The sequence below is a fragment of the Allobosea sp. GW821-FHT03A12 genome, from assembly GCF_058986765.1.
The window spans coordinates 394,769-410,011 of record NZ_JBYSVZ010000007.1; the positions used below are offsets into that span (position 1 = coordinate 394,769).

15 protein-coding genes are annotated in these 15,243 nt (G+C 67.0%); 1 reads left to right on the forward strand and 14 read right to left on the reverse strand.

The genetic code is table 11. The annotated features are described in order from the left end of the window. Positions 1-136: 136 nt before the first annotated feature. Positions 137-919: an outer membrane protein gene (locus AC3WLC_RS27185; RefSeq protein WP_493687008.1), complete on the reverse strand. Its 783-nt coding sequence runs from the start codon at positions 917-919 to the stop codon at positions 137-139. A 192-nt stretch (positions 920-1,111) separates the two neighbouring features. On the opposite strand from AC3WLC_RS27185, the gene AC3WLC_RS27190 reads away from it, so the two are divergent. Continuing rightward, complete coding sequence (locus AC3WLC_RS27190) at positions 1,112-1,714, forward strand: dioxygenase family protein (RefSeq protein WP_493687009.1); 603 nt, start codon at positions 1,112-1,114, stop codon at positions 1,712-1,714. Between the two features lie 31 nt (positions 1,715-1,745). On the opposite strand, the gene AC3WLC_RS27195 is transcribed toward AC3WLC_RS27190, so the two are convergent. The 13 genes from AC3WLC_RS27195 to pal form a co-directional block, all read right to left on the reverse strand. Beyond that, positions 1,746-2,009 (reverse strand): hypothetical protein, encoded by a 264-nt coding sequence (locus AC3WLC_RS27195; RefSeq protein ID WP_493687010.1) that lies wholly within the window; start codon positions 2,007-2,009, stop codon positions 1,746-1,748. Positions 2,010-2,028: 19 nt separating this feature from the next. Next, positions 2,029-4,011, reverse strand: a complete 1,983-nt coding sequence (locus AC3WLC_RS27200) for a hypothetical protein (RefSeq protein ID WP_493687011.1) — start codon at positions 4,009-4,011, stop codon at positions 2,029-2,031. Between the two features lie 86 nt (positions 4,012-4,097). Beyond that, positions 4,098-5,339: an RNA polymerase sigma factor gene (locus AC3WLC_RS27205; protein WP_493687012.1), complete on the reverse strand. Its 1,242-nt coding sequence runs from the start codon at positions 5,337-5,339 to the stop codon at positions 4,098-4,100. After that, entirely contained in the window at positions 5,332-5,703 is a 372-nt protein-coding gene (locus tag AC3WLC_RS27210; protein ID WP_493687013.1) for a YciI family protein, read from the reverse strand. The genes AC3WLC_RS27205 and AC3WLC_RS27210 overlap by 8 nt, the downstream gene beginning before the upstream one ends. Before the next feature lie 110 nt (positions 5,704-5,813). After that, the gene (locus AC3WLC_RS27215; protein ID WP_493687014.1) at positions 5,814-6,227 is read right to left on the reverse strand and encodes a low affinity iron permease family protein; all 414 of its coding nucleotides are present in this window, start codon (positions 6,225-6,227) and stop codon (positions 5,814-5,816) included. A gap of 78 nt (positions 6,228-6,305) precedes the next feature. Further along, positions 6,306-7,418, reverse strand: a complete 1,113-nt coding sequence (locus AC3WLC_RS27220; RefSeq protein ID WP_377008800.1) for an S-(hydroxymethyl)glutathione dehydrogenase/class III alcohol dehydrogenase — start codon at positions 7,416-7,418, stop codon at positions 6,306-6,308. A gap of 32 nt (positions 7,419-7,450) precedes the next feature. Next, positions 7,451-7,747 (reverse strand): metal/formaldehyde-sensitive transcriptional repressor, encoded by a 297-nt coding sequence (locus tag AC3WLC_RS27225; RefSeq protein WP_493687015.1) that lies wholly within the window; start codon positions 7,745-7,747, stop codon positions 7,451-7,453. 119 nt (positions 7,748-7,866) lie between these two features. Further along, a complete protein-coding gene (locus AC3WLC_RS27230) occupies positions 7,867-8,712 on the reverse strand; it encodes an outer membrane protein (protein WP_493687016.1) in 846 nt (281 codons plus the stop codon). 306 nt (positions 8,713-9,018) lie between these two features. Then, positions 9,019-10,362, reverse strand: coding sequence for a phosphoglucosamine mutase (glmM, locus tag AC3WLC_RS27235; RefSeq protein WP_493687017.1), 1,344 nt, complete (start codon positions 10,360-10,362; stop codon positions 9,019-9,021). Positions 10,363-10,565: 203 nt separating this feature from the next. Next, positions 10,566-12,491, reverse strand: coding sequence for an ATP-dependent zinc metalloprotease FtsH (gene ftsH, locus AC3WLC_RS27240; protein WP_493687018.1), 1,926 nt, complete (start codon positions 12,489-12,491; stop codon positions 10,566-10,568). A 111-nt stretch (positions 12,492-12,602) separates the two neighbouring features. Then, positions 12,603-13,661 (reverse strand): tRNA lysidine(34) synthetase TilS, encoded by a 1,059-nt coding sequence (tilS, locus tag AC3WLC_RS27245; protein ID WP_493687019.1) that lies wholly within the window; start codon positions 13,659-13,661, stop codon positions 12,603-12,605. Then, a complete protein-coding gene (gene ybgF / locus AC3WLC_RS27250) occupies positions 13,658-14,599 on the reverse strand; it encodes a tol-pal system protein YbgF (protein WP_493687020.1) in 942 nt (313 codons plus the stop codon). Before ybgF ends, tilS begins: the two co-directional genes overlap by 4 nt. A gap of 130 nt (positions 14,600-14,729) precedes the next feature. Beyond that, positions 14,730-15,230: a peptidoglycan-associated lipoprotein Pal gene (gene pal, locus AC3WLC_RS27255; protein WP_346359982.1), complete on the reverse strand. Its 501-nt coding sequence runs from the start codon at positions 15,228-15,230 to the stop codon at positions 14,730-14,732. Between the last annotated feature and the right edge of the window lie 13 nt (positions 15,231-15,243).

A 15,243-nucleotide genomic window follows, 5' to 3' on the forward strand; every position in this document is an offset into this window, starting at 1 on the left:
GGGACGCCTTCGCCGGTCGATTCCCTCGGACGCGACTATTGCCAAAAATCACGATGCGCGCCAGCCAGCGGCCAAGGCCTGCCATGGAAACGGGCTCTCGCGCGACGCGAAAGCCCGCCTCCGAGGGTAACTCGGATCAGAAAGTGCTGAAGCGGTAGTTCAGGCCGGCGCGCACGATATGGCCGGTGTTGTCGAAGCGCGAGACATAGGAGCCGCCGGCAGGGCCGACCGCGGTCAGGTTGACTGGGATCTTGCGCTTGCCGAGGTCGTAATAGAGATACTCGGCCTTGACCGAGAGATTGTTGGTGAAAGCGTATTCGACACCGCCGCCGACCGTCCAGCCGAGTTCGACCCGGTCGCGTCCGCCGACATAGTCGACCTGGCCCGGAATCGCCGCATTGAAGAAGGTCGCGCTGTTCTTGACGCCGCCATAGGCGAGACCGGCGGTGCCGTAGACGAGGACGCGATCGAAGGCATAGCCGACCCGTGCGCGCACGGTGCCGAGATAGTCCAGCTCCTGCCGGAAGTTCGACAGGGCACCGCTGGTGCCAAGGAAAGACTCGCGCGTCCGGACGTCGGCATAGGAGATGTCGGCTTCTGCGCCGAGCACGATCTGGCCGATCTGGTAGTTATAGCCGACCTGCGCACCGCCGATGAAGCCGGTTTCGTTGGTCGAGATGCTCGGCGGGCGACGCGAGGCCGCAACGTTGGCGATGGTGTTTGCCGCCGTGCCTTCCGTCCGGATGTCGTTATCGGTGAAGACCGCGCCGGCATGGACACCGACATAGAAGCCGGTCCAGGTGAAGATCGGCGCGATCGGCGCCAGAACAGGCCCCTTCCGCGACGGCAGATCGGCGGCGAGCGCCGCTCCGGATAATCCTGCAAAGGCAAGTGCTGTAAAAAATCCAGTCCTGATCATCGACACCCTCCGGTCAACGCTGCGTGGCAAATCGCCTTACGCTGCGCACAACCCCCCGGATGCAATTGCGCATGAATTCATCTCGCAAATCTTCGCCGCTCATCACGAAACCGAGACAATCCGAAATTCGCCGGAATACTGTCACTATAAAGATACATGCGTGGCCGCGACCCTCATGGCCGGGAGAGGACTATGGGCATAGCCGGATTGGATCGCCGCAGCGTTGTCATAAAGGCGCTGTCCGCCGCCGGGCTCGCAGCACTTGGCTTACCGGACCAGAGTCTGGCGCAACAGGTCGAGCTGCCGGCGACACCAGCCTGTGAAGGCCATGCCGCCGCGACCTCGCGCCAGACCGAAGGCCCCTTCTTCACGCCGTCCTCGCCGCAGCGGGCCGATCTGCGCAGCGATGGTGACGGCACGCTGCTGGTGCTGAGCGGCTTCGTGCTGACCCGGCAATGCCGGCCGCTCCCCGGCGCCCTGCTCGATTTCTGGCACGCCGATACGTCCGGCCAGTATGACAATCGCGGCTTCCGTTTCCGCGGCCATCTCTTCGCCGACCAGCAGGGCCGCTACCAGTTCATCACCCGCGCCCCGGGGCTCTATACCGGCCGCACCCGCCATCTCCATGTGAAGGTCCGTGCCAGCACGCAAAGCCCGGTGCTCACCACCCAGCTCTATTTCCCTGACGAACCCGGCAATCGCCGCGATGGCCTGTTCGATCAAAAGCTGCTGATGACTCTCCGCCCGGCCGAAGGCGGTCAGCTCGGCCGCTTCGACTTCGTGCTGGCGGGATGAGCGCGCCGGAAGTCCGGCAAGCCTGTTCCAGTTATCGCAGCGGCCTGGCCACGAGCGCCTCGTCCAGCCAACCGACGACAGTCGCCGCCGCAGCCAGCGCGTCGGCCTCGCTCTTGTAGCTCAGACCGGAATAATACTGCACCGGAGTCCAGCGGCCCCGATCCTCGACATCGCGGCGGAACTCCTCGAAGCCGAAGCTATCGTCCGGCCGCCTGAACAGGTCGACGCAGCGATCGTGCTCGCCGTTCTCGATGCTGCGAAACACCACCCAGGATTTGTCCAGCCGCCGTGACACCGCGTCATCTCCTCCTTCGTCATCGTGCTTGCGGATCGGGATGGCCGTCGATGCGCATCTGGAACAGGAAATAGGTCGGCGAGCAGAAGCCGTAGTCCTTCACCGTGGTGGTCGCGCCCGGCACGTCGTCCGGGATCGCCTGACACATATAGTCCTCGCGGCAGAAACTGGTGGCGCTGCAGGTGCCGCGCTTGCCGCGGGTCACCGCCTTCGACAGGCAGTCGTCGAAACGGTTGGTGGCGACGCAATCGTCGAAGGCCTTGCCGCCGGCGAGCCCGCAGATCTCGTCCGGAACCTTGCCATTGGCGAAGCCCGCGAAGGTCCGGTCGGCCGGCGTGCACTGGCGATAGGCCATACCCGCGGGGACCCCGATCTTGGCCGGCCGGCAATTGAACGCGGTTTGAGAGAAACCGGTGGCGAAGGCGCCGAACTGCCCGGTCTTGCAGTAGCGATCGAGATAGGGCTTGCCGACGGCAGTGATGATCGCGCCGGTCAGGCAGGGCTGGCCGGAGAAGTTGCGGGCCTCGTCCAGCCTGACGCACTGGCCGAACTCGATGCCGACCGCCTTGCTCTCGACCAGCGGCTTGCAGGCCGAGCCGGCCGCGCAGCCCCAGCCCTCGCCGAACGCCTTCGCGCTCTCGCCCGTCAGGCAGGGCATGGTCAGCGCGGCCGCCCGATAGGCGAAGCTCCTATCCTTCTGCCAGGTCGCCGGCGGCGCGAAGGATGGCGGGCGGTAGCGCTCCGGCTCTGCTCCAGTGGCAACGGCCGCGACATAGGCGGCGCGGCGGAAACCTTCGGCGTAGAAATGCGGGGAGATGCCGGTCTTGATCCGGTTCAGCGCCGAGGTCGAGCTGTCGTCGAGCCCGAACATATGGAAACCGGCGGTGGCGCCGGCCTGATGGCAGCCCATGCAGGAGCCGTTGTCGAGCCGCTCCAGCAGCGCCTTCTCGTTGCGCACCAGCCGGGTCGCGCGAAAATCGAGCCCCGTCAGCGCAGCTGCAGGCAAGGCCTCGGTGAAGGGGTGATTGGCCAGCCGGGCGCTGCCGAAGGTCGAATAGGAGATCGCCTTCGTCGCCAGGAAGCGCTCGGGCAGCTGATAGACGCCCCGATCGATCGCCGGGAGATTGGTCCGGACGTAGTCGATAAGCGCCTGCCGGAGCGCCGCATCGCTCTTCAGCCGCGCGACATCAGGCGTGTTCTCCAGAGGCTTGGGCTTGAGCGTCAGGCCGCCCTCGCCTTTCGACACCGCGAAGATGCGCTGCAGATAGGCCGCCTGCCCGCCGAACTCCGTCTCCATCCCGGACGGGAATCGCACGATCTGGGCGTTGAGCTCGATCTGCTTGAGGCTGATCTGCTCCTTCGCCAATGGTCCGCTGCCGAGCTGCCGCGCCAACTCGACCGGATCGCCGCCGGGTGCGATCGACCAAGCCTGCGCCGCCTCGCGGCAGGAGCCACCCTCGTTTCCCTTGACGCTGAACACCGCGTTGAGCGTGAACGGCAGGCGCGAGGCCAGCCGACGCTTCAGCTTCGAATCGTCGAAGGCATAGGCGAGCCGGTAGATCAGGCGCACCTCGCCACAGCCGCTCTCGCCGAGCAGCGCGGCGAAGTCCTGCCGGTCGAGCCGGTTGGCGATCGCCGTCAGCTGGAAGCGGGCGATCGGCGAGCGCAGCCAGCGCAGGTCGATCACCCGCCCGACATTGCCGTCGGTGACCTCATAGAGCCGCCGACCATTGGCCAGCATCTCGGTGCGCAGCGCCGTGACATCTTCGCCGACCTGGCCAGCAAGAGTACGGAAAGCCGAATTATCGCGGGCAAGATCAGCGGTGCTGCCAGCTCGGCCACCGCCAAGCACATCGGACAGTGCATAGCCGGTTGCTTCGAGGCGGCGCAGCGTAGCGACATCCTGGACATCGAGTAGCGGCTCGGTAGCGCTGGCGGGAACGCTCGCAGCGACACAGGCCAGCATGGCCAGACCAAGCCTGCGCCAACCAGCCCCCAGCATGGCGTCTGTCTCCGGCCGATTCGCGCCGCATCGCGCAAGGGAAGGATAGCGTCATGCCTGCCAGCGTCCAGTTGGGCCAAGCGTGGCTAGCAGCCGGAGCGCTCCTGCGCCTTCTGCAGAAAGCTGCGCACGGCCGGATCCTCGGCAAGGCCGATGGCTCGATTATAGGCTTCCCGCGCCGCAGCAGCCTCGCCCGCTCGCACCAGCAGATGCGCCTTCAGCGCCCAATAGGGCTGGTAGCCGGCAGCCTGCGCCTCCGGCAATTCGGCCAGCAGCGCCAGCCCACGTTCCGGCCCGAACGCTTCGGCAAAGGCAGCGGCGCGGCCGGTCAGCGTCCCGAGCCTCGGCGCAAGCTGCACCAGCCCCTCATAGAGCTGCGCCAGCACGGGCCAGTCGGTCCGCCCGGTGCGGGCGCGGCCGGCATGGACCGACTGGATCGCCGCCTCCAGCTGGAACGAGCCGAGACGCCCCAGGCGCGAGGCGGCGGCCAGTTCCCGCTCGGCCTCGGCGATCAGTTCGGCCGACCACAGGCTGGTATCCTGCTCCGACAGCGCGACGAATCTGCCCTGAGCATCCCGCCTCGCCGCATGGCGGGCCTCGCAATGCAGGATGAGCGCGAGCAGGCCGCGGGCCTCCGGCTCGGCCGGAAGCAGGTTCACGACCAGCCGCGCCAGGAAGATTGCCTCACCGGTCAGGCCCTGGCGCTTGCGATCGGCGCCGGCGACATCCTCCCAGCCGCTGCCATAGGCGGCGTAGATCGCCTGCAGCACGCAATGCAGCCGCTCCGGCAGCTCCGCCTGCTCCGGCACGGTGAAGGCGAGCCCGGCATCGCGGATTCTCGCCTTGGCCCGGACCAGGCGCTGGCTGAGCGCAGCCGGCGAAGTCAGGAAAGCCGCGGCAATCCGCGCCGCGTCGAGGCCCAGCACGGCCTGCAGCATCAGCGCCGGCCGCACCGCGGCATCGATCTGCGGATGAGCGCAGACGAAGAGCAGCTTCAAGCGGTCGTCCGGGAACAGGCTCGCCTGTGCGAACTCGTTCGCCTCGGCCAGCAGCGCCAGCGTCGGCGCCGCATCGGAGCGTACACGCCCACGCCGGACGCCGTCGATCAGGGCATTGCGGGCACTGGCGAGCAGCCAGGCCTCCGGCCGCGACGGCACGCCCGTCGCCGGCCAATGCTCCAGGGCGGACCGGAACGCGTCAGCGAGCGCATCCTCGATCGCAGCGAGGTCGCGCCATTGCCGCGCCAGCGTCGCGACGAGCCGTCCATAGGAGCTGCGGGCGGCGTGCTCTGCTGCCGCCCGCGCTTCGTCCGGTCCCTGCTCAGGCAAACTCGGCCGTCTCCGGCACGATCAGGATCGGCCTGATCTCGACCGAGCCCTGGCTTGCCGCGGGACTGCGCGCCGCCCAGTCGAGCGCAACGTCGAGATCATCGACCTCCAGCACATAGTAGCCGCCGAGCTGTTCCTTGGTGTCGGGATAAGGTCCGTCCTGGACCTGCCGCTGGCCGTCGCGAACACGGACGGTCGTCGCGGTCTGGGGCGGCTGCAACCCGCGGCCGCCAACGATGATCCCGGCCTGGTTGAGCGCGCCGATATAGGCCTTCCACGCCCCATAATAGGCCTGCGCCTTCTCGGGATCGTTGCGCGGATGCTCGCCTTCGGACGGCTCACGAAAGATCAGCATGTACTGCATGGCATGGCTCCTCACGGCCCGCGGCCGCTACGGGAGGAAGGACCGATTTCCCTCTTCCGCGACCTCGACGCGCGACGAGCCATGATTTCGACAGGCTCGCTGAAAAAATCTCAAGCCGAGCTGCTCTTCTCGCGAGCGGCTCGCGCCTTGCGCGCCAGCTCCTCGAACTCGGCCCGCATCTCCTCGAGCTTGTCCTCGTCGAGTTCCTCGAGGTCGAGCAGCTCCTCGCGCGCGCCCTCGAGCTTGTTGATCAGCTCGTCGAGCTTGATCTGCATCGCCGCCGTGTCGCGGTTCTGGCTGTTCTGGATGATGAACACCATCAGGAAGGTGACGATCGTCGTCGAGGTGTTGATCACCAGTTGCCAGGTGTCGTTGAAGCCGAAGAACGGACCCGACATCGCCCAGACGACGATGATGGCGAGCGCGACGAAAAAGGTCTGCGGCTTGCCGGCCCAATGCGCCGTCGCCTGCGACAGGCGGGTGAAGACGGAGCGATCTCCGAGTGCTGCTGCTTTCGCTGCCATGACCTGTCCCCCATTGAAACGCCTGCACCGATCAACCCAGATCGCGTGCAGGCGTTCCCGGAGGACGTTGTCGCGGCGTCAGTAGACCACGACCGAGCGGATCGACTTGCCCTCATGCATCAGGTCGAAGCCATGGTTGATCTCGTCGAGCGAGAGCTTGTGGGTGATCAGATCGTCGATGTTGATCTTCCCCTCCATGTACCAGTCGACGATCTTCGGCACGTCGGTGCGGCCCCTCGCCCCGCCGAAGGCCGTGCCCTTCCAGACGCGGCCGGTGACGAGCTGGAACGGCCGGGTGGCGATCTCCTTGCCGGCCTCGGCGACGCCGATGATGATCGACTCGCCCCAGCCGCGATGACAGCACTCCAGGGCCTGGCGCATGACATTGGTGTTGCCGGTGGCGTCGAAGGAGAAATCGGCGCCGCCGCCGGTGAGGTCGACGATCGCCTGCACCACTTTGTCGTTGCCGATCTCGGCCGGGTTGATGAAGTCGGTCATGCCGAACTTCTCGGCCATGGCGCGCTTGGCCGGGTTGATGTCGACGCCGATGATCTTGTCGGCGCCGACCATGCGGGCGCCCTGGATGACGTTGAGGCCGATGCCGCCGAGGCCGAAGACCACGACGTTGGCGCCGGGCCAGACCTTGGCGGTGTAGATCACCGCGCCGATGCCGGTGGTCACGCCGCAGCCGATATAGCAGATCTTGTCGAAGGGCGCGTCCTCGCGGACCTTGGCCAGCGCGATCTCGGGCAGGACCGTGAAATTCGCGAAGGTCGAGCAGCCCATATAGTGAAAAACCTCACCGCCATCGCAGGAGAAGCGCGAGGTGCCGTCGGGCATGAGCCCCTGCCCCTGCGTGGCGCGGATCGAGGTGCAGAGATTGGTCCGGCGCGACAGGCAGGACTTACAGCTGCGGCATTCCGGCGTGTAGAGCGGGATGACGTGGTCGCCCGGCTTCAGCGTGGTGACGCCCGCGCCGACCTCGCGCACGATGCCGGCGCCCTCGTGGCCGAGGATCGCCGGGAACTTGCCCTCGGAGTCCATGCCCGAGAGCGTATAGGCGTCGGTATGGCAGATGCCGGTCGCCATCACCTCGACCAGCACCTCGCCGGCCTTCGGCCCGCCGATCTCGATGGTCTCGATCGTCAGCGGCTTGCCGGCCTCCCAGGCCACGGCGGCACGTGTCTTCATCTCAGCATCCTCCTTATGAGCGTTGCCCGCGCCTATTTCAGATAGGTTCGCAGCATCCGAATAATTCCGTCGAGCTCGGCTTCGGGTTCGAAACCGGCCACTTCCCCGCCAGACCTGTCCCCTCGCGCAAGACCGAAGGTCTCGCGCAGATGGCTTTCCAGAACCTCGGCCATCAACCCGTTGGCAGCGCCGCGGAGCGCTGCGATCTGTTGCAGCAGCGCGCTGCAATCCACGCCCGCCTCGACCGCGCGCTCGAGCGCCTCGGCCTGGCCCTTGATGCGGCGCAGGCGCGCGACGGCACGCTTCTTCTCGTCGGGGCTATGCGGCATGGCGCTTCATGCCATAGGGCTAGGATACTCCATGGGAGTATGTCAACAGATAGCCTTGCTCCAAAACGAAAGCCGCGCGAGCGGGGCTCGCGCGGCTGTTTTTCAGGCTGTCTGGCCGGTCAGTATTTGCGGACGACCGGGGCCGGCTGGTAGGTGACCGGGCGCTCGACCGGGCCGCAGCAATCCGGCTCGCCGAAATTCCAGCGCATGCCGATCTTGATGTCGTGGCTGTCGATCGACTTGACCTTCAACGGCGCATAGGACTCGTTCAGGAAGGCGTTGCGGATCGGCCCGGACTGGGCGTCGCCGAGATTGAGATAGCGATAGCCGACTTCGAGCGTCAGGTTCTTGTTCACCTCGTAGCCGACACCGGCCATCAGCGCCCAGGCGACGCCGGTCTTGGTGCCGCTGCTGGCGGTGCCAAGCGTCGGCTGGATGATGCCGCCGGTGGTGTCGACCCAGTTGATGCCCTGATCGGTCAGCCCGGTGATCCGGTTGCGCGCCACGCCGATACCGGCGCCGATATAGGGCGTCAGGCAGTTCCAGGTGCCGAGGTCGACATAGGCGTTGAACAGGGCGACCATCGACGACAGGTTGCCCTTGTAGGTATTGGTCAGAATACCGGGATTGCCAAAGCCATTGATGTAGTCGATGCGGTCGTTCACGCCGATGGAACCGCCGCCGCGATACTCGAAGGTACCGTCGACACGAAACCAGTTGTTGAAGCGGTAGCCGATGCCGGCGCCGGCGAAGAAGGCCGTGGTCTGATCCGTCTGGCCATAGAAGCTGCCGCCAGCGGCCCGAACGTCAGACTGCTCGTATTTGTCGATCTGCTGGTAGCCGACGCCGACATCGCCACGCAGGTAGATGCCCGACGAGATCGTGCCGCGCAGTTCCGGCGGCGGCGGGGGAACGGGCTGGGCGACCGGAAAGTCCGCGGCACTGGCGATGGCGGACGCGCTCACGGCCATGGCGCCTGCGAGCGCAAGAGTTTTCAGGCTGCCCATGACGGGTCCCCTCGAATGTGCGCGACCGAACTCAAGAGCGCGCGAGTTACCGATGGGGAAACCTTGGCACGGATTTCTTAAACGAGACTTAACCCTAAAAACTAACCCTAGCGATCTGTAAACGACTGCATCGACGCTGACAGGTCAGCTCTGCGAAGACTTTGTCAGGTTAAGCCACGCGCTTCGCACCGAAGTTCTCCGTCAACCCGGCCGCAGCGAAGCGGAGCGCCGGAATGACGGCACAAAAAGCCGGCGATGCTCGCTTCAGGCAGCCGCCTTCGTCACGGCCTCGACCACCTCGTCGACCGCACGCAGGACGAGATCGCGGTCGTCGCCCTCGGCCATGACGCGGATCACCGGCTCGGTGCCGGAGGGACGGATCACCAGCCGCCCGCTCTCGCCTAGCATCAGCTCGGCCGCCTTGATCGCGCTGACCACCGGCTTCTCCTCCAGCGGGCGGCCCTGCTTGTAGCGGACGTTCTTGAGGATCTGCGGCAGCGGCTCGAAGCAATGGCAGACCTCGGAGACCGGCTTCTCCTGGCGCTTGACCACGGCGAGCAGTTGCAGCGCCGCGACCAGCCCGTCGCCGGTGGTGCCGTAATCGGAGAGGATGATGTGGCCGGACTGCTCGCCGCCGAGATTGAAGCCGTTGGCCCGCATGTGCTCCAGCACATAACGATCGCCCACCGCGGTGCGCGCCATCGACAGGCCGAGGCCCGCCAGATAGCGCTCGAGGCCGAGATTGGACATCACGGTGGAAACGATCCCGGGCGCCGAGAGCCGGCCATCCTCCTGCCAACTGCGGGCGATCACGCCCATCAGCTGGTCGCCGTCGACGACCTGGCCGTGCTCGTCGACGATCAGGACGCGGTCGGCGTCGCCGTCGAGCGCGATGCCGAGATCGGCGCGCAATTCGCGCACCTTGCTCGACAAGGCTTCCGGCCGGGTCGAGCCGACATCCTTGTTGATGTTGAAACCGTCCGGCTCGTCGCCGATGGTGATGACCTCGGCGCCGAGTTCCCAGAGCGCCTCGGGCGCGACCTTGTAGGCGGCGCCATTGGCGCAATCGAGCACGATGCGCAGGCCGTCCAGGCCGAGATTGCGCGGCAGGGTGCGCTTGGCGAATTCGATATAGCGGGCATGGGCGCTGTCGATGCGCTTGGCCCGGCCAAGCATGGCCGAGGAGGAGAGCTGCTTGCCGAGATCGGAATCGATCAGCCGGGTGATCTCGGCCTCGACCTCGTCATTGAGCTTGTAGCCGTCCGGGCCGAACAGCTTGATGCCGTTGTCCTCATAGGGGTTGTGCGAGGCGGAGATCATCACGCCGAGATCGGCCCGCATCGAGCGCGTCAGCATCGCCACTGCCGGCGTCGGCATCGGGCCGAGCTGCAGCACGTCCATGCCGACCGAGGTGAAGCCTGCGATCAGCGCGGTCTCGATCATGTAGCCGGACAGGCGCGTGTCCTTGCCGATCACCACGCGGTGGCGGTGCTCGCCGCGGCGGAAGGCGATGCCGGTGGCCTGGCCGACACGCATGGCGAGGTCGGGCGTGATCACGCCGTTGGCGCGTCCGCGGATGCCATCGGTGCCGAAATATTTGCGCGTCATGAAATCGTCCTCGGAGCCTTGTCCGATCAATTGCTTTTGTCAGCTCATACAGGCTCTTCGCCCGCTCAGCTTCTCACAAATTGTGTCGAAGCGTATCCGTCAAGCAGGGGTATGCCCTTGCGCGGTGGATTGCGGGGAAACGCCAAGAGAAAGGGCGGCCGCAAGGCCGCCCTCAATCATCATGAGGCTCGTTTGCCCAGCACTCAGGCCAGCGGCTGCGGCTCCAGCCCGGCATCGGGCTCGTCGCGCTTGCGGCCCTTGCCGGCGCTCGGCACGGCCGAGCCGCGCGGGGCGTGCGGCGTGTCGGCGTCGTCGCGCGCGGGGCGCTTGCCGGCGATCAGGTCGCGGATCTCGTCGCCGGTCAGCGTCTCGTATTCGAGCAGCGCCTCGGCCACCGCGACGAACTCGTCATGGTGCTTGGTCAGGATCTCCTTGGCACTGACATAGCCCTCGTTGACCAGGCGGCGAACCTCGCTGTCGATCTTCTGCGCGGTCGCCTCCGACAGGCTCTGGCTGCGCCCCATCGACATGCCCAGGAAGACCTCTTCCTGGTTGTCTCCGTAGGCGACCATGCCGAGCTCGTCGGAATAGCCCATCTGCGTGACCATGGCCTTGGCCATCTTGGTCGCCTGCTGGATGTCGCCGGTGGCCCCGGAGGTGATGTTCTCCTTGCCGAAGGTGATCTCCTCCGCGACGCGCCCGCCCATGGCGACCGCGAGCTGCGAGGTGAACTCCTTGTATTTCATCGAGTAGCGATCGCCCTCAGGCAGGAACTTGACCATTCCGAGCGCGCGGCCGCGCGGGATGATCGTCGCCTTGTGCACCGGCACGCCGGCCGGAACATAGAGGCCGACGATTGCGTGGCCCGCCTCGTGATAGGCGGTCAGCTTTTTCTCCTCCTCGGACATCGCCATCGACTTGCGCTCGGCGCCCATCATGACCTTGTCCTTGGCGTCCTCGAATTCGAGGTGGGTCACCATGCGCTTGCCGCGGCGGGCGGCGAGCAGGGCGGCCTCGTTGACGAGGTTCATCAGATCGGCGCCGGAGAAGCCGGGCGTGCCGCGGGCCAGGATCTTGAGGTCGACATCCGGAGCGAGCGGGACCTTGCGCACATGCACGCGCAGGATCTTTTCGCGGCCGGCGACGTCCGGGTTCGGCACGACGATCTGGCGATCGAAGCGGCCGGGACGCAGCAGCGCCGGGTCGAGCACGTCCGGACGGTTGGTCGCGGCGATGATGATGACACCCTCGTTCGGCTCGAAGCCGTCCATCTCGACCAGCAGCTGGTTGAGGGTCTGCTCGCGCTCGTCATTGCCACCGCCGAGGCCAGCGCCGCGATGGCGGCCGACCGCGTCGATCTCGTCGATGAAGATGATGCAGGGCGCGTTCTTCTTGGCCTGCTCGAACATGTCGCGCACGCGGCTGGCGCCGACGCCGACGAACATCTCGACGAAGTCAGAGCCGGAGATGGTGAAGAAAGGCACGTTGGCCTCGCCGGCGACGGCGCGCGCGGTCAAGGTCTTGCCGGTGCCGGGAGGGCCGACCAGCAGCACGCCGCGCGGAATCCGCCCACCCAGGCGCTGGAACTTCTGGGGATCGCGCAGGAACTCGACGATCTCCTGCAGGTCTTCCTTGGCCTCGTCGATGCCGGCGACGTCCTCGAAGGTGACGCGGCCATGCGCCTCGGTCAGGAGCTTGGCCTTCGACTTGCCGAAGCCCATCGCCCGGCCGGCGCCGTTCTGCATCTGGCGGGACATGAAGATCCACAGGCCGATGAAGATCACGAAGGGCAGCGAATTGACCAGCAGCGCCATGAACCAGGGCGTGCCCTCGGACGGAGCGCGGGCCGAGACCTGCACGCCCTTCTGCGCCAGCGTCCGGACGAGCTGCGGATCGTTGTAGGGCGCATAGGCGACGAAGCTGCGGCCGTCGGTGAAGGTGCCGGTGATCTCGGGGCCCGCCACCACGACATTGGCGATGCGGCCGGCCTCGGACTCGTTGATCAGCTGGCTATAGGGGATTTCATTGGTGCTGGCGCGCTGGCTCGGGCTCTGGAACAAGGTGACCAGCGCCAGAACCAGCAGGAAGATCACCACCCAGAGGGCGAAATTGCGGAAGTTCGGATTCATCAGGGTTCCGATCCGCTCGCCGACGGAATTGCCGCGCGAGCCTGTGGTTTTCGCTGCTTAATCTAGGGCCGCCATGCCCCCTTGCCAAGGGAAGCGTAGCCCTTCTTCGGGTTATACCGTCGCAGGGTGAACACCCCGGCGCCTTTCGCCCTCGCGCATGAGCGTCAAAACGCCATTGCCGGCGAGCGACAGACGAAAGCCGCCGAGCGTGCGCCGCAGCGCCCTGCCCTCACGCGCCGCGGCGGTCAGGGCCTGGGCGCAATCCTCGAGCCGGGCCAGGCGCAGCGGCGCGTCGGCCCGCGCGTCGCCATCCTGCGCCGCAGCGAGCGCCAGCCCCAGGCTCCGGATCACGATCTCCTCGGGCTCCCCGCAGAGGCGCGCGAAATCGAACCAGCGCGTCCCGCTGTCGTCTCCGGCCGGCACGCTCGCCAGGGCACGGGCCGCCAGCCTGTCCAGCGCTTCGTCTGCGCGCGCCAGCCGATGTCCAAGCTGCCCGAGGCGCCCGGCGGTCAGCCCTTCCTCGGCCAAGACCGGCAGCAATCCGCGCCAACGGATGCGGGTGAAGCGCGGATCGTCATTGGACGGATCGCGCACGAAAGGAAGCCCTCGCACCTCGCAGGTCGCGACGAGCCGCCGTTTCTCGATCCCGAGCAATGGCCTTGCCAGGACAACGCCGTTCACGGCGCTGCGCGGCGCCATGCCTGCGAGCCCGGCAAGACCGGAGCCGGCGGCCATGCGCATCAGCAGGGTCTCGGCCTGGTCGTCGGCGGTGTGGGCCGTGACGATCGCGCTAGCACCGGAGCCCCTCGCCTCTTCCGCCAACAGCACATAACGCGCCGCGCGCGCCTTCTCCTGCACGCCAGCCTGCGGCTTAGGACCCTGCCAGCGCCGCGTGCGGTGCTCAACGCCGAGCCGCGTGCAGAGCCCGCCGACCATAATCGCCTCCTGCGTCGCCTCGGGGCGCAAGCCATGATCGACGGTGACCGCCACCAGCCGCGGGCGGCCCTGTCCGGTCCATTCGGCCAGAAGCGCGAGGAGAGCGATGGAGTCAGGCCCGCCGGACACGGCCACGACGAGCGCATTCTCGCCCGAGAGCGGGCGGAACAGGATGGCGGCTTCCGCCGCCGTCAGCGGCTTGGATTCGGCTGGTTCTGCAGGCGCCGCGCTCAAGCGCAGCGGGCGCGCTGCCGCTCGCGCTCGACGCCCTGGCGCACCGCATTCGAGGCGGCGGGATAATCGACGCCGACCTTTGCGAAGGTGGCGCAGGCCTGGTCGCGCGCGCCGAGCCCGTTCAGGGACATGCCGAGCTTCAGCAGGCTGTCGGCGCCCTTGCCGGCTTTCGGAAAGTCGCGCGAGATCTTCAGGAACTGCTCGGCCGCCTCGCGATAGCGACGGCGCTGGAAATAGCTCTCGCCGAGCCAGAAGGTGGCGTCGGCGGCCAGGCGGTCGCGCGGATAGCTCTGCAGGAACTCGCGGAAGCTCATCTCGGCGCGCTCATATTCCTTGCGCAGGACATGGGCGTAGGCGACGTCATAGAGCTCGCGCGGGCTGGCCGCCTGTCCGGTCGCGGCAACGCTGGAGCCGCGCGGCGCAGCCGGCGGCAGCGCGCCATCCGGAACCGGGCGCCCGACGCTGGACAGGTCCATCGGCCCCTGCCCCTGATCGCCGGCGAACTCCTCATCGATGATCTGGCCGAGCTGGCGCGGCCCGCCCGCGGCTCCGGGCTGAGCCGCGGGATCGAAGGCATCGCCGCGGCGCTCGCGACCGGGCGTCGGCTGAGGGGCTGCCGGACGGGGCGCCTGCGGTGCGGGCGCCGCGGCTGCGCCGCCACGCTGCCCGCCGCGCTCGGAGAAGCGGAAGTCGACATCTTCCTGCATCTTGCGCAGTTGCTCGGTCAGGCGCCGGTTCTCGAACTGCAATTGCTCGATCTGGCCGGAGAGCTGGCGCAGCTGGTTCTCGAGGCGGCTCGTGCGCACCACGAGATCGGCCGCATCCTGCGCGGCCGCAGGCTGAACCACACCGATCGCCAGCAGCGAGAAACCGGCAAGCAGGGCATGCCGCAGCGAGAGCCGTTTCAGGCTCGGAATCGAAATTGTCGCAAAGTTCATATCAGGCAAAACCGCATCGCCCCGGGGACAGACTTTATCACACGCGAATACCGCGGCCAAAATATGGAAAAGCCGGCGCTTTCCTTGCGGTAAGCGCCGGCCCCGTCAAGCTTTTATCGCGTTGTCCGGATCAGACGCCGCCGGCGCCGTCGAGCACCGTCACGGCGCGGCGGTTCTGCGACCAGCAGGAGATGTCGTTGCAGACCGCCACCGGCCGCTCCTTGCCGTAGGAGATGGTGCGGATGCGGTTGCCGGGGATGCCGCGCGAGGCGAGATAGTCGCGGACCGTCTGGGCGCGGCGGGCGCCGAGCGAGTAGTTGTATTCGCGGGTGCCGCGCTCGTCGGCATGGCCTTCGATGGTGAAGGTGTAGCGCGGATAGCGCTGCAGCCAGCTCGACTGCTTGTCGAGGGTCGCGACCGCGGTCGGGGTCAGGTCGGTCGAGTCGGTCTCGAAGAAGACGCGGTCGCCGACGTTCACGACGAAGTCCTGGGCGCTGCCGGGGGTGGCGGCGCCGCCGGCGCCGAAGCCGTCGGCGTTCTGGTCCTTGGCGCAGGCGCCGAGGGCGAGCGCGCCCATCAGGGCGGCGGCGATGCGCACTGTGCGGGCGCTGGCGGCAAAGGAGGCGAGCATGTCAATTCTCTCC

Excerpts from the sequence above, each read along its gene's own strand:
- AC3WLC_RS27185 (WP_493687008.1), bottom strand. The coding sequence starts at position 919 with ATGATCAGGACTGGATTTTTTACAGCACTTGCCTTTGCAGGATTATCC.
- AC3WLC_RS27190 (WP_493687009.1), top strand. The coding sequence starts at position 1,112 with ATGGGCATAGCCGGATTGGATCGCCGCAGCGTTGTCATAAAGGCGCTG.
- AC3WLC_RS27200 (WP_493687011.1), bottom strand. The coding sequence starts at position 4,011 with ATGCTGGGGGCTGGTTGGCGCAGGCTTGGTCTGGCCATGCTGGCCTGT.
- AC3WLC_RS27210 (WP_493687013.1), bottom strand. The coding sequence starts at position 5,703 with ATGCAGTACATGCTGATCTTTCGTGAGCCGTCCGAAGGCGAGCATCCG.
- AC3WLC_RS27215 (WP_493687014.1), bottom strand. The coding sequence starts at position 6,227 with ATGGCAGCGAAAGCAGCAGCACTCGGAGATCGCTCCGTCTTCACCCGC.
- AC3WLC_RS27220 (WP_377008800.1), bottom strand. The coding sequence starts at position 7,418 with ATGAAGACACGTGCCGCCGTGGCCTGGGAGGCCGGCAAGCCGCTGACG.
- AC3WLC_RS27225 (WP_493687015.1), bottom strand. The coding sequence starts at position 7,747 with ATGCCGCATAGCCCCGACGAGAAGAAGCGTGCCGTCGCGCGCCTGCGC.
- glmM (WP_493687017.1), bottom strand. The coding sequence starts at position 10,362 with ATGACGCGCAAATATTTCGGCACCGATGGCATCCGCGGACGCGCCAAC.
- ftsH (WP_493687018.1), bottom strand. The coding sequence starts at position 12,491 with ATGAATCCGAACTTCCGCAATTTCGCCCTCTGGGTGGTGATCTTCCTG.
- ybgF (WP_493687020.1), bottom strand. The coding sequence starts at position 14,599 with ATGAACTTTGCGACAATTTCGATTCCGAGCCTGAAACGGCTCTCGCTG.
- pal (WP_346359982.1), bottom strand. The coding sequence starts at position 15,230 with ATGCTCGCCTCCTTTGCCGCCAGCGCCCGCACAGTGCGCATCGCCGCC.